Annotated in this window: 8 protein-coding genes; 3 read left to right on the top strand and 5 right to left on the bottom strand. The window is 73.8% G+C overall.

Translation table 11 applies throughout. From position 1 onward, the window contains the following. Nucleotides 1-57: 57 nt before the first annotated feature. Complete coding sequence (locus ACSMXR_RS01075) at nt 58-888, bottom strand: 2,3-dihydro-2,3-dihydroxybenzoate dehydrogenase (protein WP_381796105.1); 831 nt, start codon at nt 886-888, stop codon at nt 58-60. A gap of 99 nt (nt 889-987) precedes the next feature. Here ACSMXR_RS01075 and fhuB point away from each other — a divergent pair, with 99 nt between their 5' ends. Together fhuB and fes are read left to right on the top strand one after the other, a co-directional pair. Continuing rightward, nucleotides 988-3,378 carry a Fe(3+)-hydroxamate ABC transporter permease FhuB gene (fhuB, locus tag ACSMXR_RS01070; RefSeq protein WP_473170976.1) on the top strand — a complete coding sequence of 797 codons (2,391 nt, stop codon included), beginning with the start codon at nt 988-990 and terminating at the stop codon, nt 3,376-3,378. 54 nt (nt 3,379-3,432) lie between these two features. Beyond that, nucleotides 3,433-4,716 (top strand): enterochelin esterase, encoded by a 1,284-nt coding sequence (gene fes / locus ACSMXR_RS01065; protein ID WP_473170975.1) that lies wholly within the window; start codon nt 3,433-3,435, stop codon nt 4,714-4,716. 93 nt (nt 4,717-4,809) lie between these two features. Here the strand turns inward: fes and ACSMXR_RS01060 are convergent, their stop codons facing one another. The 3 genes from ACSMXR_RS01060 to ACSMXR_RS01050 are packed head-to-tail and all read right to left on the bottom strand — an operon-like array spanning nt 4,810 to nt 13,900. Beyond that, nucleotides 4,810-6,276 (bottom strand): DHA2 family efflux MFS transporter permease subunit, encoded by a 1,467-nt coding sequence (locus ACSMXR_RS01060; RefSeq protein WP_473170974.1) that lies wholly within the window; start codon nt 6,274-6,276, stop codon nt 4,810-4,812. Beyond that, nucleotides 6,273-6,476 carry an MbtH family protein gene (locus ACSMXR_RS01055; protein WP_473170973.1) on the bottom strand — a complete coding sequence of 68 codons (204 nt, stop codon included), beginning with the start codon at nt 6,474-6,476 and terminating at the stop codon, nt 6,273-6,275. The genes ACSMXR_RS01060 and ACSMXR_RS01055 overlap by 4 nt, the downstream gene beginning before the upstream one ends. 5 nt (nt 6,477-6,481) lie before the next feature. Further along, a complete protein-coding gene (locus ACSMXR_RS01050; protein ID WP_473170972.1) occupies nt 6,482-13,900 on the bottom strand; it encodes an amino acid adenylation domain-containing protein in 7,419 nt (2,472 codons plus the stop codon). A gap of 137 nt (nt 13,901-14,037) precedes the next feature. Between ACSMXR_RS01050 and ACSMXR_RS01045 the strand changes: the two genes are divergently transcribed. After that, nucleotides 14,038-15,237: a M20 family metallopeptidase gene (locus tag ACSMXR_RS01045; RefSeq protein ID WP_381911039.1), complete on the top strand. Its 1,200-nt coding sequence runs from the start codon at nt 14,038-14,040 to the stop codon at nt 15,235-15,237. 63 nt (nt 15,238-15,300) lie between these two features. On the opposite strand, the gene ACSMXR_RS01040 is transcribed toward ACSMXR_RS01045, so the two are convergent. After that, the gene (locus ACSMXR_RS01040; protein ID WP_364886351.1) at nt 15,301-16,308 is read right to left on the bottom strand and encodes an ABC transporter substrate-binding protein; all 1,008 of its coding nucleotides are present in this window, start codon (nt 16,306-16,308) and stop codon (nt 15,301-15,303) included. Nucleotides 16,309-16,381 lie beyond the last annotated feature (73 nt).

Raw genomic sequence — 16,381 nt, 5'->3', positions numbered from 1 at the left:
GGAGGGTGAAGGAAGGCGAAGGAAGGCGAGAAGCAAGGGGAGGAGGCGGGCGGGCGGTCAGCGCAGGGTTGCGCCGCCGTCGACGTACAGCTCCTGCATGGTGATGTGGCGGGCGCGGTCCGAGGCGAGGAACGCCACCGTCTCCGCGATGTCCCCGGGGTCGGCGATCCGGCCCAGCGGAATGCCGGTCCGGTACGTCGAGGGGTCGCCGTCGATGACGCGCTGTTCGGCGCCCGGATCGGTCCACAGGGCGCGTTGCATCGGCGTGTCGGTGGAGCCGGGCGCGACGACGTTGCAGCGGACGCCGCTGCCGGCCAGTTCGAGGCCCAGACACTTGGTGAACATGGCGGCGGCCGCCTTGGAGGCGGCGTAGGCGGCCATGCCGGTGCGGGGGATTCCGGCGGCGTTGGAGCCGACGGTGACGACCGCGCCGGATCCGCGGGCCGCCATGAGCGGGGCGACCGCCTGGGAGACATGGAAGACGCCGGTGGCGTTGACCGCGAAGGTGTCCGCCCAGTCGTGCGCGGAGAGCACGGCCGCCGGGCCGGTGCGCAGGATGCCCGCGACATTCACCAGGACGTCGACCGGGCCCAGTTGGCGCTCCACTCGGGCTACGGTGCTCTCCACCGAGCCACGGTCGGTGACGTCCATCACATACGGGTCGAGGCTGCCTGCCGAACGCTCGCCACCGGGCAGTTTCTCCTGCGTCCGGGTCCACTCGGCGGCCAGCGCCTCGATGCCGGGCAGGGCGCGATCGGTGGCGGCCACACGGGCGCCGAGGGTGGCGAGCAGGTCGGCGACTGCCGCGCCGATGCCTTGAGCGGCACCGGTGACCAGAGCAGTGCGGCCGATGAACTCGCCGCTTCTGCCCGGTATGTGCTCAGGCATGAGCAACCTCCTCCGTTGTTAGGTAAGGGTAACCTAAATTCATTCGACCGCCCAGAAGGGGGTCGAGCCGCCGATATCTACTTAGGCTAGCCTCACCTTATGCAAACGCCGCGCACGGGGACCACGGCCTCGGCTCCCGAACATGACTCCTCGACCGTTCAGTTGGACGGGGGCGAAGCCGACCACCGGACGGAGGCCCCGCCCGCCGGACACGAGGAAGCATTCCCGGGAACCGAAAAGGGAACAACGTCGGGAACCGGACAGCCCTCCGGCCCCCGGACGGCCCCCGAAGGGCCCGCCGCCCCGGGCGCACCCGACGCGTTCCGCTCCACCGCCGACCCGCGACGGCGGACCGTCGTGATCGCCGTCGCCGGACTGGCCCTCGCCGTCCTGCTGTTGACGGCCCTCTCCCTCTCGATCGGCGCGGGCGAGGTCGGCCCCGGCGGCGTCCTGGACTACCTCCTCGGCCGCGACGGCGCACGCGACAACGCCCGGCTCTCCCTCGTCGTCGGCGACCTGCGCCTGCCGCGCACCCTCACCGCCCTGCTCGTCGGAGCCGCCCTCGGCGTCGCCGGCTGTCTGCTCCAGGCGGTCACCCGCAACCCGCTGGCCGAGACCGGACTGCTCGGCGTCAACGCGGGCGCCTCGCTCGGCGTCGTCGCGGGCATCGCGCTCCTCGGCTTCGATTCCGGTTACGCCTACCTCGTCTGCGCCTTCGTCGGCGCGGTGGTCGCCAGCGGCCTCGTCCTCCTCATATCCGGCAGACGCGGCGGCGGCTCTCCCATGCGCCTCGTCCTCGCGGGCGCGGCGCTCGGCGCGACCTTCGGCGGACTCACCAGCGTCATCGTCGTCAACTCCGCCGAGACCTACGACAGATTCCGCTTCTGGGTCCTCGGCTCCCTCGCCGGAGTCGAGGGCTTCGGCGAACTCGGCCGCCTCGCCCCCGTACTCGCCATCGGCTTCCTCGTCGCCCTCCTCGTCGCCCGCCCGCTCTCCGCCCTGGCGCTCGGCGACGACCTGGCCCGCAGCCTCGGCCACCGGCCCCCCGTCATCCGTACGGTCGTCGCCGTCGGCGTCACCCTCCTGACCGCCGCGGCCGTCGCGCTCGCCGGGCCCATCTCCTTCCTCGGCCTGCTCGCCGGCTTCCTCGCCCGCGCCCTCGCCGGCACCCGGCTCGCGGCCCGCATCCTGCTCGCCGGACTCATCGGCGCCTGCGTCCTGACGGTCTCCGACATCGCCGCCCGCGTGGTCTCCCGGCCCTTCGAGGCGCCCGTCTCCGTCATCGTCGCCCTCATCGGCGCCCCCGTCCTCATCGCCATCGTCCGCTCCAAGCAGCTGGCCTCGATGGGCATGACGGAACCCGCCACCGAGGAACGCGCCCCCGACCGCCCCCGCCGCTTCCGGATCGCCCTGCCCCGCCCCGCCCGCCGCACCCCGAAGACCCTGCGGGTCCGCCCGGCCGACACCCTCGTCCTGCGCCGCGGACCGCTCTCGCTGCTCGTCACCCGGCGCGCCGCCCTCGCCGCCGTCGCCCTCACCGGGGCCCTCCTGCTCGCCGTCGTCCTCTCCGCGTACGCGGGCCAGAGCGACATGGGCGTCGGCCGCACCTTCCGCGCGGTGCTCGGCCAGGGCGACCGCTTCGACGTGCTGCTCGTCCAGAAGTTCCGGCTCGGCCGCGTCGTCGCCGGACTCACCGCCGGCGCGGCCCTCGGCCTGGCCGGCTGCCTCACCCAGACCCTGGCCCGCAACCGCCTCGCCACCCCCGAACTCCTCGGCGTCAACGACGGGGCCACCGCCGCCGTCCTGCTCTCCGTCACCCTCAGCGCCACCGGAACGTTCGGCGCGTGGTGGGCCGGGCCGATCGGCGCCCTGGTCGCCGTCATCGTCGTCACCACCGTCTCCGGCGGCCTCGGCCAACGCGGCTACCGCGTCCTCGTCGTCGGCCTCGCCATGTCCGCGCTGGCCTCCGCGATCACCCAGGTCGTCCTCTCCCGCCGGTCCCTCTCCTCCGCCAGTTCGCTGTACGTCTGGACCTCCGGCAGCCTCAACGGACGCAGCTACTCCGTCGCCGTCCCCGTCCTCATCGGCCTCGCGGTCCTCGTCCCCGTCAGCCTCGTCGTCGCCCGCCATCTGGGCGTCCTGCGCTTCGACGACGCGACCGCCTCCTCGCTCGGCTCCGCCCCCGGCCGGGTCCGCACCCTCTCGCTGCTCCTCGCCGTCGCCCTCGCGGGTCTCGCCGTCGGCATCTGCGGCCCCGTCGGCTTCGTCGCGCTCGCCTCCCCGGTCATCGCCTCCCGGCTCGCCGGACCGCTGCGCGTCCCGCTCGTCGGCTCGATGCTCACCGGAGCCGTCCTCGTCGTCGCCGCCGACACCCTCGGCCGCATCGCCTTCGACGGCGTCGAACTCCCCGTCGGCATCGTCACCACCGTCCTCGGCGGCCCCTTCCTGCTCTGGGTGCTGCTCGGCCGCTCCGCGGCCACCCGCGTGTAGCAGCCGCCCGCGCAGAGAAACCGCCCGCCGCCCGCGTAGAAGAGCGAGACATCCATGACCTACCCGCCGCGCAGGAACCCCCCGGCCCCTCCGGTGTCCGGGGGACCGACCGGAACCGAGGCGAGCGCCGTACGAAGCCCTCTGCTGCGTACGCTCCTCGCGGACGTCCGTGACGACAAGCCCGACGCCGAGGAGCAGTTCTGGCTCCGGGCGGCCGCCTCCGGCACCCCGCTCGTCGAACCCGACCCCGAGGGCGACCCGGACCACCGGCTCGTCACCTTCGTCCGCCGCGAGGACCCCGCGCGCCCCGCCACTCATGTCCTGGCCCTCGTCCACACGGTCACCGACAAGGACCGGTACGCGGGCGACCTCGCCCCGCACCTGATGGAACGGATCGAGGGCACCGGCGTCTGGTCGATCAGCCACCGGCTGCGCGCCGACCACCGTGCCTCGTACCAGTTCCACGCCACCGACGGCACCCGCGAGGACGCCCTGCGCGCCGACCGGGCCTCCTGGCTCCGGGTCCTCGACCACGCCGAACCCGACCCGCTCAACGACCGGGCCCCGCTCCCCTCCCGGGACGGCCGTAACCCCGCCTCCGTACTCGAACTCCCCGAAGCCCCCGAGCAGTCACGCACCCGGCGGCGCGACGACGTGGCCCGGGGGCGGACGCTCGACGCCGAGGTGGACGGCCGCCGGATCACCGTCCACCTGCCGCCCGGCCACCGCCCGGACGGCGGCCCGTACGCGCTCGCCGTGCTCCTCGACGGCGAGATGTGGGGGCCGGTCCTCGGCGTCGGCGACATCCTCGACAACCTGTACGCCGACGGGGACCTGCCGCCCACCGTGGCGGTCCTGGTCGACACCATGGGCCGGCGCATGCAGGACCTCGCGTGCAGCGGCCCGTTCGTCGACTGGCTCGCCGACACCCTGCTGCCCTGGGCCGGACGGGAGTACGGGGCCGGGGCCGACGCCGCACGCACCGTCGTCGCCGGGCAGAGCGCGGGCGGCCTCACCGCCGCGTTCGCGGCCTTCCGGCGGCCCGACCGCTTCGGCCTCGCGCTCTCCCAGTCCGGCTCCTTCTGGTGGCCCGACGACGAGCGCGGCAGCGAATGGCTCACCGGGCAGTACGCCTGGGCGGAGCGCAGGCCGGTCACCCTGCACCTGGAGGTCGGCCTCCAGGAGTGGATGCTGCTCCAGGAGAACCGCAGATTCCGCAATGTGCTGCGCGCCCGCGGATACGACGTGCGCTACCGCGAGTTCAACGGCGGCCACGACTACGCCTGCTGGCGCGGCGGCCTGGCGGACGGCCTGGCGGCGCTGCTCGGCGAGGGCTGAGCCCCCTCCGTAACCCCGCGCTCCGACCACGAGTAGGGGGCGCGGCGGCATCCCCCCTCCGGATGCCGCCCCGCCCCCTACTCGTGTGCCCGCTCAGCCCTTGACGGCCGGAGCCTCCTCCTCGGCCAGGCCCTCACCGGGCGCCTCGGGACCGTCCTCGTCGTCGAACGGCGGCGGCTGCGGGGCCTCGCGCGGCAACCGCAGCGCGATCAGCGCGCCCACCGCGACGAGCCCCGCCGTCACCCAGACCGCCGTACGGTACGGGCCCGGGTCGGCGGAGGCCTCCGTCACATGGCCGCCGCCGATCACCGCCGCGCAGGCGGCGATGCCGAGTGCCCCGCCCAGGGTGCGGACGATCTGGAACAGGCCCATCGCCTGGCCCATGTCGGGCGGCGCGATGGATTCGAAGCCGGAGATCTGCACGGTCAGCACCGCCGTCCCCAGCACCAGACCGATCAGGAACATCAGCCCGCGCACACTCCACGCGTTCTCCGCCACCCCGGGCACCGCGAGCGCCCCGAAGACCGCCGCCGCGACCAGCAGCGCCGGCACGGTCAGCAGCCGGGGGCCGAGCCGCGGCAGCAGCCGGTCCACCACCTGCGAGGCCAGCATCAGCCCCACCGCCTCCGGGAACACGCTCAGCCCGGCGTCCAGCGCCGAAGCCCCCAGGCTCGCCTGGTAGAGCAGCGGGAAGACGAACAGCACGCCCATCAGCCCGGCCGCGGTCACCCCGGCCAGCGCCGAGGCCGACCCGTACACCCGGTCGGCGAACAGCCGCAGCTTCAGCAGCGGAGTCTTCGCCCGCACCTGGTGCAGCACGGCCGCCACCAGCAGGACGGATCCCAGTGCCGCGCTCACGGCGACGGCGGGCTTCGTCCAGCCCTGCGAGGGGCCGAAGCCGAGCGCGTACGTCAGCAGCCCCAGCGCCGGAGTGGCCAGCCAGAAGCCGACCGTGTCGAACTTCCCCTCCGGGCCCTCGACATGCTCGCGCAGACCGAACACGCCCAGCAGCACCGCCGCCGCGCCGATCGGCACGTTCACGAAGAACAGCCAGTGCCAGGAGAGGTGTTCGGTGAGCAGCCCGCCCAGCGGCGGACCCAGCGCGGGCATCAGGGCCGTCGGCACGATCAGCACCTTGGCCAGCTTCATCCGCTCGTGCGGCGGGAACGCCCGGAACAGCAGCGTCATCCCGACCGGCGTCAACAACCCGCCCGCCAGGCCCTGTACGGCCCGCGCCACCACCAGCGTCGTCAGATCGGGCGCCAGTCCGCAGACCGCCGAGGCGATCGTGAACGCGCTCAGCGCGCCGAGGAACACCCGCTTCGTCCCGAACCGGTCGCCCAGCCACCCCGCCACCGGCAGCCCCACCGCGAGCGCGACCAGAAAGGCCGTCTCCACGGTGTTCGCCGCCGACAACGGACGGCCGAAGTCGCCCGCGATCGTGTAGAGCGCCGGGTTCACGATCGTCGAGTCCAGGCCGTTCATGCACATCGCGGCCGTGTAGACGAGGACGACCGCGACCCGGGGGCGTATCCGGGGCCGGATCAGCAGCCCGCTCACCGGGCGGCGACGGGGAGGGGACCGGCCCAGTGTGCGGAGATCCAGTCCAGCGCGTCCTGCCGGGCGCACGGACCGTGAGCCGTCGACCAGCCCTCCGGCACCGCCGCGAACAGCGGCCACAGCGAGTGCTGACCCTCCGCGTTGGTCAGGACGAGGAACTCCCCGTCCGTGTCGAAGGGGTTGGCGGATGCGTCGCTCATCGGTGTCACTTCTCCAGCTCGGTCAGTCGGTCGGCGACCACGCGCGCGATGTGCGCGATCGGCTCGGGCAGGGTCATGTCCTTGTGGGAGCAGGCGACGTTCGTGTTGTCGATGCGCCCACTCACGTAATCGGTCCAGGTCTCCGGCGTCAGGGTGTCGTCGATCGTGTCCACCGTGGCCCGGAAGAACAGCACATCGCCCCGGAACACCCGGTGGTCATAGGCGCGTACGAGGTCGTTGGTGTTGAGGTACACCTCGCCGAGCGCCTCGATCTTCGCGGCGGAGAGCGTGGCCAGCGGGGAACCCTCGCGGCGCAGCACCTCGACCACGTTCGCCGTGTTCAGCTCCTTGTCCCCGAGGCTGTCGGGGCCGTAACCGCCCATGGTGAGCAGCGATTCGAGCGCCTCGGCCCGGTCGGGCACCGGCAGGTCGCGGAAACCCTCGGCGGGGTACGCGTCCAGGATCGCCAGCAACTCCACCTCCTGGCCCGCCTCTTGCAGCACCGCCGCGATGGCGTGCGCGATGATGCCGCCGGTCGACCAGCCGAGCAGCCGGTACGGGCCCTCGGGCTGGACCTCGCGGATCCGGGACGCGTAGTGCGCGGCCAGCTCCTCCAGTGTGGTGGGCAGCGGGTCCTCGGCCGTCGCCTCGCCCACGCCCTGGGCCTGGAGCCCGTAGATCGGCACATCGGCCGGCAGATGGCGGATCAGACCGGCGTAGCACCAGCTCAGGCCACCCGCCGGGTGCACACAGTGGACCGGGGCGCGGTCACCCGGGCGGGCGGGCCGCAGCGGCAGCAGCACATCCAGCGGGTCCTCCTCGCGCGAGACGTCCAGCGCCGTGTCCAGCGCGGCGGGCGTCGGGGCCTGGAAGACCGTGCCGATCGACACCTCGATGCCGAACGCCGACCTGATCCGCCCGGCGAGGCGCACCGCGAGCAGCGAATGGCCGCCCAGGTCGAAGAAGTTGTCCTCCACCCCGACCGACGGCAGGCCCAGCACCTCCGCGAAGACCGAGCAGAGCTGCTCCTCGCGGACCGTGCGCGGCGCGCGCCCACCGGCGTTCACCGGAACGCCCGGCGCTGGCAGCGCCTTGCGGTCCAGCTTGCCGTTGCCGGTCAGCGGCAACCGCTCCAGCACCACCACGGCCGAGGGCACCATGTGCACCGGCAGCGTGGCGGCTCCATGCTCGCGCAGCGCCGCCGGGACCGGCTCCGTGCCGGGCGCGGGAACGACGTAGCCGACCAGCCGCTTGTCGCCGGGCGTGTCCTCGCGGACCACGACCGCCGCGTCGGAGACCTCCGGGTGGTCGGCCAACACCGCCTCGATCTCGCCGAGTTCGATCCGGAACCCACGGATCTTGACCTGCTGGTCACCCCGGCCGAAGTACTCCAGCGTGCCGTCCACGCGCCGCCGGGCCAGGTCGCCCGAACGGTACATCCGCCGCCCGCTCTCCCCGAAGAGATGCGCGAACGGATCGGCGACGAAGCGCCCCGCCGTCAGGTCCGGGCGGCCCAGATAACCGAGCGCCACCCCCTCACCGGCCACGTACATCTCACCGGTCACCCCGGGCGGCACCGGCTGCAGCCGCTCGTCCAGGACGTAGACCCGCAGGTCCGGGATGTTCACCCCGATGGTGCTGGAGATCGCGGAGGCGGCCGTCGCCCGGTCCAGCGCCAGGTAGGAGACATGGACCGTGGTCTCCGTGATGCCGTACATGTTGACCAGCGTCGGAGCGTTCTCGTGGTGACGCGTGTACCAGTCCGCGAGCCGCCCCAGCTCCAGCGCCTCACCGCCGAACACCACGTACCGCAGAGCCAGTTCGTGCCCGGGCGCCTCCCGGTCGGCGGCCGCCAGCTGATAGAAGGCGGACGGCGTCTGGTTGAGGACGGTCACCCGCTCGTCGGCCAGCAGCCGCAGGAAGGCGTGCGGGTCACGGCTGGTCGCGTACGGGACGACGACGACCCGGCCGCCGTACAGCAGCGCGCCCCACAGCTCCCACACCGAGAAGTCGAACGCGTAGGAGTGGAACAGCGTCCACACGTCGTCCGGCCCGAACGAGAACCAGTGCTCGGTCGCCGTCAGCAGCCGCGTCACATTGTGCTGGGTGACCACGACCCCCTTCGGGCGGCCGGTGGAACCCGAGGTGTAGATGACGTACGCCGGGTCCTGCGGGCTCAGCGGCCGGGTGCGGTCCGCCTGGTCGAGCGGCCCGTCCGGGTAGCCCGCCGCCTCGTCCACGGTGATCAGCGGCAGCTCGTGCGCGGGCAGCCGCTGCGCCGTCGCCGCGTCGGTGATCAGCGCGGCCGGCCGGGCGTCGTCCAGCATGTACGCGAGCCGGTCCGCCGGATAGTCCGGGTCCATCGGCAGATACGCGGCGCCCGCCAGCGACACCGCGAGCAGCCCGGCCACCAGGTCGGGGGAGCGCGGCAGCGCGAGCGCGACGATCGAGCCGGGACCGATTCCCCGGGCCGCCAGCAGCCGGGCCAGCGACTGGGCCCGGGAGGACAGTTCGGCATAGGTCAGCGACACGCCCTCGCAGCTCACCGCCGTACGCTCCGGATGCCGGCGCGCGGCGACCGCGTAGACCTCGGCGAGGGTGAGCGGCACCGGCCGGTCGTCGTTGACGCCGTTGGCCTCGACCAGGGCGCGGTGGACCTCGTCGTCGCCGAGCACCGGAAGCAGACCGACCGGCGTCTCGGGGCGCTCGGCCGCCGCGGTGAGCAGCCGGGACAGCCGGTCCGCGAGGGCCTGGGCGGTCGACCGGTCGAAGAGGTCGGTACGGAACTCCAGGAAGCCCCCGATCCCGCCGCCGGGCAGCTCGCCCGCGTTGAGGGTCAGGTCGAACTTGGCGGTGCCGGACGGCACGGCGGTCAGCCGCGCGGTGGTGTCCGGACCGAGGGCGACGGGCCCGTCCGCGATCGACTGCCAGGCCAGCATCGTCTGGAACAGCGGGTGCCGGGCCAGCGAACGCGTCGGGTTCAGCGCCTCGACCAGGTGGTCGAAGGGCAGCGCGTCGTGCTCGTACGCCGCCAGCGTCGTGGCCCGCACCCGGTCCAGCAGCTCGCCGAAGGCGGGGTCGCCGGAGGTGTCGGTGCGCAGGACCACGGTGTTGGTGAAGAAGCCGACGAGCCCGGCCGTGGCGTCGTCGTCGCGGCCCGCCACGGGGGTGCCGAGCGGGATGTCGGTGCCGCAGCCGTGCCGGGTCAGCAGCGCGGCGAGCCCGGCCTGCACGGTCATGAACACGGTCGCCCCGTGCGCCCGCGCGAGCCGGCGCAGCGCCTCGTGCGCGGTGGCGTCCACGGCGAAGGGCACGGTGTCGCCCGCCGACGTGGCCACCGGCGGCCGGGGCCGGTCGGTGGGCAGCTCCAGCTGGTCGGGCAGCCCGGCGAGCGCCTCGCGCCAGTGGGCGAGCTGGGCCTCGGCGAGCGCGGTCGGCTCCGCCGGGGTGCCCAGCAGCTGCTGGAGCCGGGCCGCGTGGTCCACGTACTGGCCGCTCAGCGGCGCGAACTCCGGTACGCGGCCCTCGGCGCGGGCCGTGTAGGCGACGGCCAGATCCTGGGCCAGGGGAGTGGTGGAGGCCCCGTCGCCCGCTATGTGGTGCAGCAGGAGGAGCAGGGTGTGGTGGTCGGGCGACTCGCTGAACAGGACCGTGCGCAGCGGGGGTTCGGTGGCGAGGTCGAAGCAGTGACGCACCGCCTCGGTGAGATCGCTGCCCGGCTCCGCGAGCCGCAGCACCGGGCGGCCCGCCGGGTCGTCGGGGGCGAGGATCCGCTGGTGGGGGGTGTCGTCCGGAGCACCGGCGACGGTGCCGACCGCGCCTTCGGAGGCGTTGTCAGTGGGCGGATATACCGTTCGTAGTGTCTCGTGACGCTCCGCCAGGTCGTGCAGGGCGAGCTGGAGCGCGTCGCGGTCGAGCGGGCCGTTGACGCTCAGGACGAGCGGGATGTTGTAGGTGGGGCTGGGGCCTTCGAGACGGTGGAGGAACCACAGCCGCTGCTGGGCCGGTGACAGGGGGAGGGGACCGGTGCGTGGTACGGGGGAGAGCGGGACGGACGCGGTGGTCGCGCCACCACGGGTGCGGACCAGGGCGGCCAGGGCGCCGGACGTGGGGTGGCGGAAGACGTCGGCGATGCTCATCGGCACGCCGAAGTGCTCCCGGATCCGGGCGGCCAGCCGGGCGGCGAGCAGCGAGTGCCCGCCGAGGTCGAGGAAGCCCGCGTCGGCGGCCGGGGGTTCGGCGATACCGAGCACGTCGGCGAAGAGCCCGCGCACGATCTCGGTGTGCGGCCCGCCGACGGCGCCGTCCGGGCCGCCCGGGGCGAGCGGGAGCGGCTCGGGGTCGGGCAGGGCCCGGTGGTCGAGCTTGTCGTTGGCCGTACGGGGCAGCGCGTCCAGGAGCGTCACGGTCGCGGGCACCATGTGCTCGGGCAGGGCCCCGGCCAGATGGTCGCGGAGCTCGGCGGGGGTGGGCGGCGCGATGTCGGCGGCCGGGTCGTCGCCCGCCGTCCGCACCGGGACCGCGTAGGCCAGCAGCCGCTTGCCGTGCCCGGTGTCCCGGGCGATGACCGCGGCCGCCGCGACCTGCGGATGGGAGGCCAGCCGGGCCTGGATCTCGCCCAGTTCGATCCGGAAGCCGCGGATCTTCACCTGGTCGTCGCTGCGCCCGAGGAATTCCAGGGTGTGGTCCTCGCGGCGGCGCACCAGGTCCCCGGTGCGGTACATCCGGCCCCCGGCGTCGCCGTTCGACGCGCCGAACGGGTCCGCGACGAACCGCTCGGCGGTCAGGTCGGGGCGGCCCAGATAGCCGAGGGCCAGACAGGCCCCGGCGACATACAGCTCACCCGTCACACCGGCGGGCACCGGACGCAGGGAGGAGTCCAGGACATAGACCCGGGAGCCGCGCACGGGGCGGCCGTCGGGACGGGCGGCGGAGCTGCCGGGTACCCAGTAGTAGGCGTCGACCGTTGTCTCGGTCGGCCCGTAGAGGTTGACCGGGTGCACGGCCCCGGCCTCGGTCAGCCGCTCCCACAGGGCCGGCGGCACGGTCTCCCCGCCGACCACCAGATGGGCCGGGTGATGGCGGCCCTCGTCCAGCAGGCCTTCGGCGATGAGCGCTTCGGCGTAGGAGGGGGTGACATCGAGATAGTCGACCCGATGCGTGCCGACGTACGCGGTGAGCGCCGCGGGGTCCCGGTAGGCGGCGTCGTCCAACAGATGCAGCTCGTGCCCGTGGACCATCCACAGCAGCGGGTCCCAGGACGCGTCGAAGGCGAACGAGGCGCTGTGCGCGACCCGCAGGCGCTCCCGGCCGGTCCGGGCGACGGCCGGGGCGATGTGGTCCGTGCCGTGCCCGGCGCAGAGGTTGGCGAGCGAGGCGTGGCTGACGAGGACGCCCTTGGGGCGGCCCGTGGAACCGGAGGTGTGGATGAGATAGGCGGGGTCCGTGAGCGCGGGCCCGGTGGGCGGCGGCCCGTCGGGGCAGGCGGCGAGGGCGTCGGCCGTGGCCGGGGCGTCGAGCGCGACGGTCGGCAGCCCGTGCTCGGGCAGCGCGGCGAGCGTCGCGGCCGTGCCGATCACACAGAGCGGCCGCGCGTCCTCCAGGACGGCCAGGGTCCGGGCGGCGGGGTGGCCGAGGTCCAGCGGCTGGCAGACCCGGCCCGCCTTGAGCACGGCCAGCAGGGCGACGACCATGTCGGCGGTCCGGGGCAGCGCCAGCGCCACCGTGCCGCCCGCACCGGCCGTGTGGTCCGCGCTGTCCGCGCCGAGGCCGGTCAGCAGATGGGCCAGACGGTCGGAGGCGGCGTCCAGTTCGGCGAAGGTGAGCCGGGCCCCGGACGCGGCGGCGGCTTCCGGCGCGCCCGCATCCGCGCTCGCGTCCGTCGCCGTCTCTGCCGTCTCTGCCGTCCCTGCCGTCTCTGCTGTCCCGCGGAATGTGCCCGCCACCGTGGAGCGCACGGCGACGGCCTCGGGGGTCCGGGCCGCCTGCGCGGTGAACGACCGGGGGAGGGGGAGTGCGGCGGCGGGCTCGACGCGGCCGGAGGTGGCCTCGCGCAGCTGGTCGCCGGTGAGCAGGTCCAGGGTGCCGATCGGCCGCTCCGGTTCGGTCAGCAGCAGTTCGGTCAGGCCGTCCAGATAGCGCAGCCAGGTGCTCTCGTGGGCGGCGAGGTCACTCGTTCCGTACGCGGCTGGGTTGGCGTCCAGCGTGAGCCGCAGGCCTCCGTCCGGACCGGGCGCCGCGCCGACCGCGAGCCCTTCCACGGGGCCGGCCGCGAGATTGCGCACGGTGCCGGTGACCCCGGCGAAGTCCAGGGCGTCGTCGAACGGCTTGACGTTGACCATCGGACCGGTCAGCGGGGTGTCGGCCGACTCCAGGGCCAGATCGCGGCGCAGATCGGCCTGCGGATAGCGCTGGTGGCGACGGGCCGCACGGATCTCCAGCACCACCCGGCGCAGCAGTTCGGCCCCGGTGTCCGCCGGGCGTACGGCGATCCTCAGCGGCAGCACGTTCACGGTCATGGCGGGGGTCCGCAGGGCCGCGGTCCCTCGCCGGTTGGTCAGCGGCAGGCCCAGCACGATGTCCTCGGAGCCGGTGAGCCGGTGCAGATGACCGGCGGTCGCTGCCACCACCAGCTCGGCCCAGGTCGCCTTCGCCGCACGCGCCGCCCCGGACAGCCGCTCCAGGGCGTCGGCGGGCAGGTCGACGGCCCGGTGGAGGAGACCGCCGCCGGGCGCCTCCGCGAGGCCGGGCGCGCGGTGCGGCGCGGTGACGGAGGAGCCCGCCATGCGCGCGGACCAGAAGGCGCGGTCCGCCGCGTACTCCTCACCTGTCAGATACGCCGTCTCCTCGCCGGTCAGCTCGCTCAGCGGGGCGAACCGGCCCTCGGGCAGCGGCTGTCCGGCGACCAGCGCACGGTAGACCTCGGCGACCCGCTCACCGATGAGGGACAGGGCGTAGGCATCGACGGCTATGTGGTGCACACGGCGATACCACCGGTGGCGGTTCTCGCCGACCCGGATCAGCGCCTGCGTCATCAGCGCGCCGTCGGCGGCGAGATCCACCGGCCGGGCCAGGTCCTCCCGCATCCACGCCTCGGCCCGCTCCTCCGTCAGCTCCAGCCGGTGCACCACGGGTTCGGCGGCGGGCACGACCCGCTGCACCGGCACGCCGTCCGCCTCCGACACCCGCAGGGCGAGGGTCTCCGCCTCGCCCACCGTCCGTCTCAGCGCCGCCACGAACAGATCCGCGTCCAGCGGCCCGTCGATCTCCACACAGTCCGCCGTGTTCAGCTCGGTGCCGAGAGGAGCCAGCTGGTGCGCGTAGTAGATGCCCGACTGGGCGGTCAGGAGCGGGAGTCCGGGGGACGGCGCGCTGCCGGAGTGTGCTGCCGAAGAGCTGGTCGGGCGGTTCGGACGCTCATGCATGGGTGTGACGACTCCCCTGAAGGACAACGGACACCGGGCCAACGGGCACTCGGCGCACACTTAGGTAAGGCTAAGTTAACCTATTTCCGACAGTGCAGGCGACCGCCCCGGAGCGGTCCGGAACGCAAGGAGAGTCCATGACCGTCCCCGCAGCCCCCCGCCCGGAGACACGGGCCGAGGAGGTGGCCGACACGGTGGCCGACGAGCGGATGCGCGCCCTCAGGACCGCCGTGCGGGAGACGGTCGGCGGCCACGCCCCGGCCCTGCTCGACCTGAGCCGGCGCCTGCACGCCGAGCCCGAGACCGCCTTCGAGGAGCACAAGTCCGCCGCGCTCTGCTCCGAACTCCTCGCCGCGCACGGCTTCGAGGTCACCGCCCCCGCCCACGGTCTGGACACGGCGTTCCGGGCCACGATCGGCTCCGGGCCCGTCACCGTGGCCATCGCCTGCGAATACGACGCCCTGCCCGGCCTCGGTCACGCCTGCGGGCACAATCTGATCGCCGCCGCCGGAGTCGGCGCGGCCCTCGGCCTCGCCCCCCACGCGGACGAACTCGGCCTGACCGTACGGGTCGTCGGAACGCCCGCCGAGGAGCGCGGGGCGGGCAAGGCGCTGCTGCTGGACGCCGGGGCGTTCGACGGGGTCGATGCCGCGATGATGGTGCACCCCTGCCCCTTCGAGATGGCCGACTTCCGCTCCTTCGCGCTCGGCACCCTCGACGTCACCTACACCGGCCGCGCCGCGCACCCCAGCCTCAATCCGCACGAGGGCCGCAACGCCGCCGATGCGCTGACCGTCGCCCAGGTCGCCCTGGGCCTGCTGCGCCAGCAACTGCCCCCGCAGTGGCGGGTGCACGGCATCACCACCGCCGCCGGGACCGCGCCCAACGCGATCCCCGACCGGGCCACCGCCACCTACGAGATACGGGCGCTGGCCGCCGAGGACCTGCGCGAGCTGCGGCAGCGGGTCGAGGACTGCTTCCGCGCCGGGGCGCTCGCCACCGGCTGCGAGGTGACCCTGGAGCGGCCGGAGCCCGACTATCTGGACTTCCGGGGCGACCCGGAGCTGATCCGGCTCTGGACCGCCAACGCCCGCGAGCTGGGCCGCGCCGAACCGGTCGAGCGCCCGCCGTTCGCCTGCACCGATATGGGCAATGTCTCGCACGTGGTGCCGTCCATCCACCCGGTGCTCGACATCAGCGGGGGAGCCTGCGGCCCGCACGAGGCCGCGTTCGCCGAGGCGGCCATCTCCCCGGCGGCCGAACGGGCGCTGCTCGACGGGGCGGTGGGCATGGCCTGGACGGCGGCCGACTTCGCCGCCGCGCGCGCTTCCCTCTGACGGGGAGCGGCGAAGCCGTGCGGCCCGGCCGGGAGTTCCCGGCCGGGCCGCACGGCGTGCAGATCACTTGGCGGAGAGCGCCTTGACGTAGTCGGCGAGGACGACGTCGGCCGCCAGCGGGCCGCCGCGCGTGGACCACACCGAGCCGTCGACGGTCACCGCGTGACCGTTCTTGACGGCGCCCAGCTCCTTGTATGCGGGCTTGGACTGGACGTCCTTGAGGGCCTTCTCGCCGTCCGAGGTCAGCGTCGACAGGAACAGCCAGTCGCCGTCGATCTCGTTGATCTTCTCCAGGCTCAGCGACGGGGTGTGCGCGTTGCCGTCCTTGTTCTGGGACTTGGGCCGCTTCAGCCCCATCTCCAGAGCGACGCCGCTGGCGAACTGCTTGTTCTCCATCCAGCTGGGCCCGTCCGGGTTCCAGCGGACGATCGAGACCTCGGCGCCCTTGTTCTCGCCGAGCTTCTCCCCGGCGGCCTTGGCGGACGCCTCGTGGTCGGTGATGAACTTGTTGGCGGCGTCGAGCTTGTTGACGGCATTGCCGATGCCCCGGAAGAACAGCTTCCAGTCGTCGGCCGGCGCCATCGTCACCAGCGTGGCCGGGGTGATCTCGCGGAGCTGCTTGAGCACCTGCTCGTCCTGCATGTCACCGGCGAGGATCAGGTCGGGCTTCGCGGCGACGACCTTGTCCATGACCGGCTGGAGGAGGTTGCCCACGACGTCGATGCCCTCGACCTTGTCGGCCAGGTAGGCCGGGGGCTTGTCCAGGCCCTGGCCGTTGGTGATGCCGACCGGCTTGATGTCCAGCGCCAGGACCGCGTCCAGGTCCTCCTGGGTCAGGGTGACGATGCGCTTGGGCTCCGCCGGTATCTCCACGGCCTTGCCGGTGGCGTCCTTGACCGTACGGGTCGCGGAGGAGGCGGAGTCCGCCTTGCCGGCCTTGTCGCCGGAGGACTTGCCCGAGTCGGAGTCCGTTCCGCAGGCCGTCAGGAGGAGGGCCGCGGCCCCGAGCGCGGCGACGGCGCGCGCCGCTCTTCGGGCGACGGTGCGGGCGGGGCGGTGGTGCAGGTTCATCAAGGACTCCGGGTTCAACGGGACATGAAGCGGTGACGGCCGTACGGTCACACGGAGGCGGCCGTCGGCTCGT

It is taken from the genome of Streptomyces sp. DSM 106670 (assembly GCF_055792845.1).
The sequence above is the reverse complement of the archived record's forward strand: the minus strand, read 5'-3'. Positions and strand labels throughout refer to the sequence as shown.

What these genes read in the sequence shown, in the direction of transcription:
- ACSMXR_RS01075 (WP_381796105.1), bottom strand. Translation starts at nt 888, where the DNA reads ATGCCTGAGCACATACCGGGCAGAAGCGGCGAGTTCATCGGCCGCACT.
- fhuB (WP_473170976.1), top strand. Translation starts at nt 988, where the DNA reads ATGCAAACGCCGCGCACGGGGACCACGGCCTCGGCTCCCGAACATGAC.
- fes (WP_473170975.1), top strand. Translation starts at nt 3,433, where the DNA reads ATGACCTACCCGCCGCGCAGGAACCCCCCGGCCCCTCCGGTGTCCGGG.
- ACSMXR_RS01055 (WP_473170973.1), bottom strand. Translation starts at nt 6,476, where the DNA reads ATGAGCGACGCATCCGCCAACCCCTTCGACACGGACGGGGAGTTCCTC.
- ACSMXR_RS01050 (WP_473170972.1), bottom strand. Translation starts at nt 13,900, where the DNA reads ATGCATGAGCGTCCGAACCGCCCGACCAGCTCTTCGGCAGCACACTCC.
- ACSMXR_RS01045 (WP_381911039.1), top strand. Translation starts at nt 14,038, where the DNA reads ATGACCGTCCCCGCAGCCCCCCGCCCGGAGACACGGGCCGAGGAGGTG.
- ACSMXR_RS01040 (WP_364886351.1), bottom strand. Translation starts at nt 16,308, where the DNA reads ATGAACCTGCACCACCGCCCCGCCCGCACCGTCGCCCGAAGAGCGGCG.